This window comes from Micromonospora sp. NPDC049580 (assembly GCF_040675595.1).
In the GTDB taxonomy this organism is placed as follows: Bacteria; Actinomycetota; Actinomycetes; order Mycobacteriales; family Micromonosporaceae; genus Micromonospora.
In genome coordinates, this window is the sequence record NZ_JBFAPG010000197.1 from 1 (window position 1) to 10,484 (window position 10,484).

8 protein-coding genes are annotated in these 10,484 nt (G+C 67.1%); 4 read left to right on the forward strand and 4 right to left on the reverse strand.

The genetic code is table 11. From position 1 onward, the window contains the following. Positions 1-160: 160 nt before the first annotated feature. The 4 genes from AB0J68_RS17465 to AB0J68_RS17480 all read right to left on the reverse strand — a co-directional run bounded on the left by AB0J68_RS17465 (position 161) and on the right by AB0J68_RS17480 (position 4,836). Positions 161-2,089 (reverse strand): hypothetical protein, encoded by a 1,929-nt coding sequence (locus AB0J68_RS17465; protein WP_363939367.1) that lies wholly within the window; start codon positions 2,087-2,089, stop codon positions 161-163. Further along, entirely contained in the window at positions 2,086-2,661 is a 576-nt protein-coding gene (locus tag AB0J68_RS17470) for a hypothetical protein (protein WP_363939368.1), read from the reverse strand. Before AB0J68_RS17470 ends, AB0J68_RS17465 begins: the two co-directional genes overlap by 4 nt. Next, positions 2,661-3,989 (reverse strand): hypothetical protein, encoded by a 1,329-nt coding sequence (locus AB0J68_RS17475; RefSeq protein WP_363939370.1) that lies wholly within the window; start codon positions 3,987-3,989, stop codon positions 2,661-2,663. Before AB0J68_RS17475 ends, AB0J68_RS17470 begins: the two co-directional genes overlap by 1 nt. 361 nt (positions 3,990-4,350) lie before the next feature. Beyond that, positions 4,351-4,836: a hypothetical protein gene (locus AB0J68_RS17480; protein WP_363939372.1), complete on the reverse strand. Its 486-nt coding sequence runs from the start codon at positions 4,834-4,836 to the stop codon at positions 4,351-4,353. Between the two features lie 339 nt (positions 4,837-5,175). On the opposite strand from AB0J68_RS17480, the gene AB0J68_RS17485 reads away from it, so the two are divergent. The 4 genes from AB0J68_RS17485 to AB0J68_RS17500 all read left to right on the forward strand — a co-directional run. Next, positions 5,176-5,877: a DUF6338 family protein gene (locus tag AB0J68_RS17485; RefSeq protein WP_363939374.1), complete on the forward strand. Its 702-nt coding sequence runs from the start codon at positions 5,176-5,178 to the stop codon at positions 5,875-5,877. Next, positions 5,874-6,881, forward strand: a complete 1,008-nt coding sequence (locus AB0J68_RS17490) for a hypothetical protein (RefSeq protein WP_363939375.1) — start codon at positions 5,874-5,876, stop codon at positions 6,879-6,881. The genes AB0J68_RS17485 and AB0J68_RS17490 overlap by 4 nt, the downstream gene beginning before the upstream one ends. After that, on the forward strand, positions 6,868-9,849 hold the full coding sequence (locus AB0J68_RS17495; RefSeq protein ID WP_363939377.1) for a CHAT domain-containing protein: 2,982 nt from the start codon (positions 6,868-6,870) through the stop codon (positions 9,847-9,849). Before AB0J68_RS17490 ends, AB0J68_RS17495 begins: the two co-directional genes overlap by 14 nt. 149 nt (positions 9,850-9,998) lie before the next feature. Continuing rightward, on the forward strand, positions 9,999-10,484 hold a 486-nt coding region (locus AB0J68_RS17500), incomplete at its 3' end, for a hypothetical protein (RefSeq protein WP_363939378.1).

The following is a 10,484-nucleotide window of genomic DNA, read 5'->3' on the forward strand; positions in this document are numbered from 1 at the left end:
CGCGCGGCCGTAGCGGCCTGGGCACCTGGAGATCCGGCGGCGCCATCATCGTCGATCAGTCGAACACACACGGCCCCACCTCCCACCGTCGAGGATCTCACCGTAACCGCTGCTCAGGCCTGCTGTCATCACCGGCGCGCCACCGTACTGGCGAACAGGCTTATTGATCCGAGTGGTCGCCGAGCGTCTGCACGGCGTTGGGTCCTGGGTGGGCGATGGTGGAAACGGTGGGATGCGGGTAGTCGAAATCCAGCTCGGCGAAGTCGCGCTCTACCGCTTCAGGGAGTTCGTTATCTGCGACGATCATCTGCAGCTTTCCGGGCCTGGCTGCGGCGAGGTCCCGCAGCCGGCTGTAGAGCGCGGCGGAGATGCCGGTGGCGGAGTTCAGCGCCATGCGAGGGCTGTCGATGACCAGAAAGGACGGGTAGTAGGTGTCGCCGCGGCTGACCACGACGTACAGGATTGATGTCCAGTAGGCGATTTGCACGGCGGTTATGATGCCGCCGCCGCGGCTGACCTTGGTGTAGGGCTGGCCGTTAAGAATGGGCAGGTAGTTGGTGGGGTGGATGTGCGCAGTTTTGATGCTAGGCACGCCGATGCTGCGTAGCGCCCGGTTGAACTCTGCAGTGAGCGCGTCGATGATTTCGTGACGCCGCTCATCGATGGCTGCTTCCCGACGAGCGATCTCCGCGTGGACCCTGTCCCGCTCGACGGTGCGCTGCTGCTCGGCGGTGGTGAGGTCATCCACACGGTCCCACTGTCGCAGCACGCCCTCAAGTTCCCGCTGGCGCGCCTGGGCGTAGGCGAGGCTGGTGGAGGCGTCGGTGAATGCCTGCAGGCGCGGACTGACGCGCGTGGACGTGCGCTGTTCGATTGTGGCAGTGAGATCTTTGACCAAGCCCTCACGCTCGGCGACAGCGACGCTGGTGGCGGCGAGTTGCTCGGCGAGGAGGGCTAGTTGGTCGCTCATCTCGTGCAGTTGGCCGGTGAGCTGTCGCTGCTCGTACTGGTCTGTGTCGGAGTCCGGGGTGACCGGGTCGGGCTGTAAGCACAACCGGCAGGCGCCCTCGGGGACTGCTCTGTCGGTCACCGACTGCAGGCACCGGGGGCAGGTGACGAATTCGATGGCGGCGATGCGGTCGCCGGCGTCGCGCATGCGGTGCAACCGGGCGAGGTCGCCTTCGACACGGCGTCGTTCGGCGGTCAGGTCGGTTCGCTGCCTGATCAACGCCTGGACGGCTGCCTTGGCCTCAGCGAGCCGGCGTTCTGCGTCGTAGAGCAGATCACGTATCACCTGCGTTTCGCGGTCGGCGACCGGGCTGATCTCGTTGCGCAGCACCTGCAATGACGCTTCGGCGGCGATCTGCGCGTTGCGGGCGTCGCCTTGTGCGCTGAGCGCTTCCTGCTTGCTGGTGGTGTTCGTCGTGGACAGGAACTCGCGGATCGTCGCGGTTTCGCGGCGCGCGTCGTCGACCTGCCGGTTGAGCGTCGTGAGGTCGGACCGCAGCGCCAGCACGGCTTCGTCGGTGAGACCGAACAGCAACTCGAAAACGGCTTTGCGTTTCGGGGCGAGGTACTGGTCCTGGCTACGGGCAATGTCGCGGTTCATGTCGGCTTGGGGGACATACAGGTAGGAGAACACGTCGGCGAAGGTGATGCGGGCGCCGGCGTTGGTGCTACCGGCGGTTCTGGCGGCAGCGCGCATGTTCTCGGCGAATCCCAATGCCCGCATCAACAGACCGGAGACGCTGGGCGACTCACGGGCGTCTGCGCCGTGATCGGGCAGCCGCTCGCGGGTCTTGACATCGGTGACCCGCACGGCCCGGCGTTTGACCGCATCGACGCTGCGCACGAGCATGTAGCGTTCGGTGCCGACGGTCACGTCGACGCTGATGTCGTGCACGCTGTCGGCGATCACGGGCGCGAGCATCCCGTCACACCCGAATCCGAACTTCACGGCCTCCAGCAGGGTGGTTTTCCCGACGCCGGTCGGCCCGGCGAGGATGGTCAAGTCTGCGGGGAAGGCATACCTGACGGGGCCCTCGACGGTGTCCAGGGTGACGGCGTTGAGCCGGAACGTCGTGGTCAACGGATTACCTGCCGGTGCGGTCGGTCCATCAGGTCAGCCAGCCTCTGGTAGATCAAGTCCTTCAACGCGTTGCCTGTCAGTCCTGTCGACGCCTGCGCGATCACCTGGCCGCGTTCGGCGATCTCCGACCACGGCGCGGTGGCGGCGATCGTGGCGGCGTGCCTCTTGCCCTTGGGCGTGGGCGCTAGCGCGACGCTGCCTTTCCTGCCGGGGGCATAACGCAGGAGCCCACGACCGACGAGCGCGCCGATGATCATGTAGTAGCGGTCGTCCCACGGGCCGTACTTGTACCGGGTCATGGGTGCTTCCACGGCGGTGGGGTTATACCTGTCTTCCTCCGCCAGATGCAGCCGGGGATCTGCCGGCTCCAGGGAGTCCAGCACGGTGCTGGCCAAGGCCGGGTATCGCAACAGGAAGTCAAGCTTGGCCAGCTTCGTCAGGCCGTCCAGCCTTCGTTGGTGGCCCGTCTCGGCCGCGACGGCGGTCACGAGCAGCAACACGCGGGTCTGGTGGTAGGCGAGGTCCTCGCGCAGCAACGCCAGGTCGGCGGCATCCGCAGCGTGCATGCTCATCAGCTGCCCCCTCCTCCCACCGGACGCCGGCGCGCCTGCTCGCTTGCGACGTCAAAGCCCTCGCTGAACCACACCTGGCACCGATTGGACAGCTCACACAGCCCACCGAGCGCCAGGTCGACGTCCATGTCGTCCGGTAGGGTGCGCTGCTGCCGGTCCAGCGCGGCCTCAAGTTCCCTCCACAACTGCGGGCCCCAGGCCGTGCCTGGCCGTTTCACCTGCTCGGTCGCCGCGTCGTTGATCCGCAGCAGCGCCCGGTTCAGCCGCTGTTGACGGGCACGCGCTGCTGGATCGAATGCCAGTGAGTCACGCCAATGCTCGGTCCAGTCAGACCGGAGCTGCTCCGCGCGTTCCACGGTGTTGTCGGAGCAGCCCCCGACCTCCATCTTGATGGCCAACCGGCTGGTGCGCACCAACCGCGGCAGCGGCGCAAAGCCCGTCGGATGCGCGATCGCCGTCCGGATGGCCAGGTCGATGTCCGTTAGCGTCACGATGCGGCTGGTCAACTCGGTCTCACAGTCACCGGACGCGGGCGCCGCGCCGCCTATCGGAAAGGCCAGGACCGTCGGCAGGCCACCGATCGGCGTGGGCCCCGCGGCGCGCATGCGGACGCGGAACAGGGCGAGAACGGCCTCCCACACCGCACCGGCGGGAGCGGCGCTGCCGAGTTTGTCCAGCACCGGCTGCGCGTACATCGACGGCGCCGCGTGCGGGGCGTACTTACGGGTCACGCTGTCCTGCACCGTGAACACCGACAGGAAGCGGGTGATCTGCTCGCGATGCTCGGGCAGCACCTCCGGCTCACCGCCGTCGGGTGGTTTCCACCGGGTGGCGAGGCCGTCACAGTGCTTGAGCAAGCTCTTGCCGAAGCTGGTGAGCAGCGTGATCTCAGGGCCGGCGGCGATGAACGTCCCGCCAGCGACACGCCGATCACGGGCGAACTCGGCGAACTTGATGAGCTGCAGAGGCTCTCCGGACATGCCTGCGGTGGTGACCAGCCGACACGCGGGCTTCTCCTGCATTGCCAACCAGCGGTCGAACAAGTGCGCGACACCGCCGTCACCGGCCAACGAATTGAGGGTGCTGTAGGCGCCGAAGGCCAACCCTGGATGTTTTGCGGACACCAGTTCCGCATTCCCGTTACGCAGGGCAACCCAGTCCTCGTGATACTCGCAGAGCAGCCGCCCGTCGTCGCCATCGTCGAGGTTGCCGTGCGCATCAAGAGCCGTCAGGTACAGGCTCAGACCATCAGCGGCAGCCATCACCGCCTGCCACTCGTACTGGTCTGCCGTCCGGGCTCCAGCATCATCAGGCGGCTTCGCCGCCACAACGAGATCGGCTGCCGAAGCGCCGACATCACTAGCCCGCAAATGCCACCTGCGCCGCAATCGGTAGTTGTCGGAGCACTCACGGTCCGCGTAAATGCTCGGGGGAAGTGTGCCCCACGCAGATGCCCTGGCCGGGCGAACTGTCACCTAGGCGACAGAGGTCCAACGAGTAGAGGCGCCACTACCACAAAGCCCGCTCCATCCCGGCCAGAGCAGCATCGGCAAACGAATGCCTCTCGCCGTTGGTGCTCCGCCTCAACCTGCACAGCAGCGAGAGCAGCCGCCCACCGGGACGGATCGGGTGCTACGGCTGAGCTGACCTGTCGGCCAAGTTGAGGGTCGGGACGTCACACCCGACGCGTCAGGGATGTGATCTACCTGTCCACGCGGAGATGGTCTCGGTGAAGCCACCCAGCTTCTTGATGCTGAGATCAATCCAGAAATCGAAGGTGGCCGGCAGTCCACGAGAACAATTCGTGTTTATCCTCAGGAACGTCGCGTCGAACACCCGGATGCTCGACGGTGGGGTGCTCGGGCATTCGACACTGACCACCCCCTCGCGAGGAATGGAGATCACCCTGGCTACGGCGGTTAGATCACCACGTGCAAGCTTCCATGAGTCCCTCAAGCGCAGGTGCTTCGAGAGCTTAGGCAGCACGAAGACCAGACGGTGGTCGGTGACGTAGAGGACGTCTCGGTCCGGGGATTCGGCCTTGTCGCGCAATCCGTGCATCGGGTGCACGCCCTCGAGCAGCACTCCTACGAGGGAGGCATGTACCCGGCCTCGCTCATCCTCGCGCAGGGTCTCATCGACGATAGTCCACACGCGGCCCATGTTCACTGCCAATGCCTCAACCTCCCGTAGATCGGCTGGCTCGGTACCCGCCGGACAGCGGCTTACTTGCCTCTGAGGCGTTGCCACCAGCTGTGTTTCGGCTCAGACTGCTTCTGGGCCGCTGGCAGCGCACCAGGCGCGGTCGTGGACGTCGATGGCCGCTGATCAGAGACGGTTGCCTGTCCCAGTGGGCCACCTAGATCATCGTCGTCGGAAGTGCCATCCACATACGACGCATCCTTCGGATCGGGAGAATCATCGTCACGCATCTGTTGCCCCTCAGGCTATGGACACCGTGCCTCGGCTCTGCCTAATGTGCTCTGACGTCGCATTCCCAACCATGGAGGGCGAATGCCCACAACGGTTGTGAGCCTACTGTTGGCAATCGTCTTCGCATTGCCTGGCCATATCTACCACAGGATCACACAACGCAAGAGACCCGAACGTGTCGAGACTGCGACCCAAGAGATCCTGGCCACCATCTTCGCGGGCATCGTCATCGATTTTGTGGCGGTTGCCTTGCTGGGTGTCGTGGCTCAGGCGACCTCGCTGGCCGTCCCGGACTTCTCCCGGATGCTGTTGGGTGCCGGTCGCTATACCTCGTCACACTTACCCCTGGTCACCGCCTGGAGTGCTGCGTTGGTAGGCACCGCCATCGGCTGCGCAGTCGTAGCCAGCTTGACACCGTGGGACCGGGCACTGCCGAAGGTTCTCCGCCAGCGGCGCGATGACCGGCTCCGACGTACGCAGTCTCAGCAGTCGGCCTGGTGGTTGCTGTTCCATGAGCACCGCGATGCCGACATTCACGTCGGATGCACCTTGGACGACGGCAGCTACGTAGCGGGCCGGCTGCATTCGTACAGCCGTGCGCCGGTGGAGAGCAGCGACCGGGAGCTGACCTTGAGAGGTGAGATTCTCTACCGTCCAGCCGGCGAGGTGGACGCCGCGATCCTGCATGATGTCAACGCGGTGTCCATCAGCGCGCGACGACTGATCCTGATGACGGTCACCTACGTCGTGCCGTCCACCGCCGCGCCTCAGAGCACCCCGTGACCGTGATCGTTTGGGTGGCAGGCGAGTCCTTCCCGGTCAGTCACGTGGTCGCGACCGCGTTGGCCCAGGCACGGTCACGGTCGGAGGCACACGACGGTCGCCTGCCGAGCCCGGCCGAGGTGGGAGCGGCGGTCCTCATCGCGCCGGACGCTCTGGCGACGCGGGCATTGTGCGCGACGGGTATGGATCCGGACGGCCTGATCCAAGCGCTCCGGTCGGCGCCCCATGACGAAGGATCCGCGCACGATAGGGACAGACTGCTGGTGACCCTGTTGCGCCGCGCCGACCAGCAAAGGCGCCGCATGGACGACCTGGTGCTCGGATCCGTCCACCTGACGCTGGCGCTGGCCGAGTCCGACGAGCCCAGCTTGACAGCGTTGCGGACGGCCGGTGTCGACGCGCGTCTACTACGGACCGGAGTCGCCCGAGTCGCCGTCGATGCAGCCCTCACCGACGACAGCGCCTTCCATGCGCAGCCGGCGCCCCCGGTTTTCGCGACACCGCCGTTGCCGGATCTGGCGGACCTGGCTGTACGGAGCTCGGCACCGGGGTCGGCAGCCCTCAAGCAATTCCTCGACGCCCAGCTCGTCTCGGGCCGGAACGCGTTCGGCTCACCGTACGCACAGGTGCGAGCCAACCGGTGGGCCCTCGTCAGCCTGCTACATCAGCTGATGGTGATCGGCATCCTGCTCATCGCCATACGGTGGGGCGCCCCCTGGTACGCGTTCCCCCTGATCCTCGCCGGATCGACACTCACGACGACGACGCCGTTCTGGGTCACCGTGATTTTCATCGGCCTCGCCGCCGTGTTCCTGCCAATCGGCCTGTTCGCGCCCCTGCTGATGACGGCGCTGGTGTCGGCCGTCAAGTGCCGCTACCAGCTTTCCATCAAGCGGGTCGACTCGGGCAACCCCTACCTGGCGATGCGCCAGCTCCGCGCGCAGGCCCGGAGCACAGTCACCTCGCTGCTCATGAGGCGATGGGGGATTGATGATGATAAGTGAACAGGAACGGGTCGCGGAGACGACCCGCCAGCTGCGCCACTACGCCGGCGAGGACCGGCGGATCGCGGCGCTACCGAGCATCCTGGATGTGATCCTAGCCGTTCAGAGATTTGGCCCGATCGAAGCTCTCGGCCATGTGTGGGGCGCACTCGAATCGAGACGAGAGTTGCGGGCGGCCCGGACCACCCGCCAACGCCTGGGATCTTTCCACGCCGACGCGGTGCGGCCGCTGGTGCGGTCGGCGTTGCGGCCGCTGCGGTGGCGGCTGACTGTTGCGACGGCAATCGCCGCCACGTTCGGAGCCGCCCGATGGCCGCTCGACCGGTGGGCGGCGGCGCAGGTCGGCCTGGTCGCGCTGACCGTCCTGCTAGTCGGTCGGCGGGACCCGCGCGCCGTTGTCGGACTCATCGCGGTGGCGATCATAGCGGTGGTGGTGGACATCCAAGGCTGGTGGGCCTGCGTACTGGGTGTCTACGCGGCCTGGATGCTGATCAGCTATGGCGCGCTCGCCCCGCTCAGGGCAGCCCCCTGGTGGGCACAGGGACCCGTGCTCGGCATGATCCCGCGACGCTTAAGGCTCCGCCTCGCGATCACCGGTCGCTCTGAACCTCTAGCGAACGCCGTCGACCTCGCTACCTCCTCGCGTGCCCAACTCGCCGAGCCCTTCGTCGCCGCCTGTACGGCCATGCCGGAATCCCTGCAGCCGATGATCAGAGTCTGCTCGGCGCTGATCGCCTTCGACAAGGGCGACATCGACACCGCGCTGTCTCTGGCCTCGAAGGCGACCGAGTGGACCGTGGCCACCCCGGACACCGTCAAGGGATGGTGCCTTGCCCAGCTGGCGATGATCCTGGAACAGACTGGCGCGGCCAGTGCGCCTCAGGTACGAGCCACCGCCTCCAGCCTGCTGCGCGCCCGATCCTGCCGACGATACGCCCGCCGTCTGAAGCTAATCGAGGCGCAGCGCTGCATCGCCGAGGCGCCGGTCGAAAAAGCCCTCGACACCGTGCACGACTACCGGCTGCTCGCCGTCCGGCTCCGTGACTTTGACGTCCTGCAGACCACCGAGATGTGGATGGCCCGGCTGATGATTCGGCAAGGGCTGCCCCACGACGCCGCCCGGGTGCTGGAGTCTCGGGTGGGCGGTGAAGACGGCCGGATCGGGCTGTTCGACGCGCGCGATGAGACAGCCGATGATTTGCTGCTGCGGGCTAGCGTGCAGATCGGACGGCTCTCTGAAGCACATACCGATCCGCGGCGGGACGTCGTGGCCGCACTCGCGATGATCGATGCAGACAGCCGGCCGCTGGCTGCCACCACCGGTCGGCGGCTGCTGGCAAAACTTGATCAGGCTGCGGGTGAGCCGGAGCGGGCCTTGGCCTACGCGGCGTCCGCTCTGGTGGCGGCTCAGCACGGCCGATACATGCTGCCCTCGGCGAGGTGGCGAGAGTCGTGGAGCAGAACCCAGCTCGATGCGCATGCCACGATGCTGGCTCTTGCCTCGGCGAGCGGTGACAGCCCTCTGGTCGCGGAGGTCATCGAACTGGCCCGCGGCGAGGCATTGCCCGCAGCGACTGACGTGGACTCGCTATCCGCTATGGCCGCACTGGACGCCGCTGCCGCCGGCAGCCACAGCCGGGATCGGCCGGCCACGGTCACCGGGCCGACCGCCGATTCCACCGACGCCATGGCCGTCCTGCAAGGGCTCAATCCGGTGCGGCAGCCGCCTCGAGTACGGGTCGGCTCGGGTCTGCGTCTCCCTCGTCTTGATGACTCGGCCGCGGAGATTGCGTTGGACCAGGAGTTGACGGCGATCGGGCCGTGTACCTGGTATTGGAGTGCCGCGACGGTGCTCGACGACTGCTACTGGGCGGTCCGCGACCCGGGCGGCGAATGGTCGCAGGGGCGCATTCCGCTCGGCGCAGGCACGCCCGCTGCGGAGGCGTACAAGGCTCTGCTCGCGGCGCTACCATTCGCGTTGCCAGGTGAGAGCACGGACGGGGTGCGCGAGAGACTGCGCGCAGGTGCCCTCGGGCCGGCTGCCTCGCAGGAGGCGGAGCGGCAGATCCTTGCCCGCGTCGCCGCGGCATTCCTACCCGCCCCCCTGGCCGACGGGTTGCGGCAGAGCACGGACGCCACCCTGGTTGTGTCGCTTCCGACCGCGCTCGGTCACCTGCCGGTTGCCGGGTTTCCGCTAGGACCCGGCACAGACCTCCGCGTCGTCGACCGGGCTGCGGTCATCCACATGCCGTCCTGGGCGGTGATCCACGCGCGGCCACGCTCCGGCTCAGCTGACCGGCCGGATAGTTGGCCAGCCCGGCTCGCCATCGTCGCTCCCCACGGTGAAGCTGACATGGAGATCCTAACCCGGCCCGACGGCGTCGACCGGGTGGTACGCGGGCCGCTGAGTCTCAACGACTGCCGCAACCTGCTCCACGCCCATGATGACCACCAGGCCTGGGTGCTGACCCTGATCGGTCACGTGGGCGCCGAAGCCGACGACGCCGAAGCCGGGAACGTCGCACGCAGCGGCTTACAACTCGGACCGAACGGCAGGGGCGGCAACGAACGATTGACCATGATTGATCTCGTGCCACCTGACGGCTCCGAGCACAGGCTCGCCCTGCCCGAGCGGGTAGTGCTGATCGGATGCGGCAGTATCGGTATCGGATCAGCACCCGATCTCGTGTCGGGACAGACCCCGACCGGCGAATGGTTGGGCCTGGGTGCCGCCGTGGTGCTCGCGGGTGCCTCCCATGTCTGCTGCACCCTCTACACCGTCCATGCCAACAAACACATGAAGCGCATCACCGACGGGCTCATCCAGGGGTTCTCCTCCAGTCCGGACCCGGTATCGGCGCTACGTCGGGTGCAGCTCGGCGAGCTGCAGCGGTGGCGGGCGGACCGGAGCACCTACCCGGCGGCGTGGCTGTCGTTGGCCTACGTCGGCGTTGGTTGGGAGCGGTGACGGTGACACGTTCGATCCTTGTGTGGCTACCAGGAGCGCTGCCCTTCCCGATCTTCGCGGTCGTGTGCGTTACACGCCTTGGATGGCTTGAGGGCTCCGTTGTACTCCTGGTCTGCTTCCTGGCGAGTCGGCGGGCGTTCATAGCTGCGGTGGTCGCCGTCGCCGCGCTCGTGGGTCTGCAAATCCCCCTGAGCTTCCTCATCGCCGCGGTGGTGTTGCGTCTCTGGGATGGCGCGTGGGAGACCTTCTGTGCAGGGCGCCTCCGGCAGCGGGACCTGTCCGAGCCGGTCGTTCCACGCCTGCGCTGCCATCACGGGCTGAAGGCGCGGTTGGCCAGGGCGGACCAACTGCTGCGGTACGGCAACGCTCACGATGCCGCGGACGCGTACCTGGCTCTGATCGCCGATCATCCTCCCACGACCTCGTGCGAACAGCGGCTCCTTCTGCGCGCTGCCGAGGCCGCCGGCCGGGCCGGCACTTTCCAGCTTGCGACCGAGATAGCCGATGCGGTGGCGCTCGGCATCCCGCCAGACCCGACTGGCAAGGTCGCAACCCTCGCGGTTCGCGCGCACACGACCCGCGCAGCGGCCCTACTCGGGCTCGGCGACGGGGAGGGAGCGCGCGCGGCCCTGCGG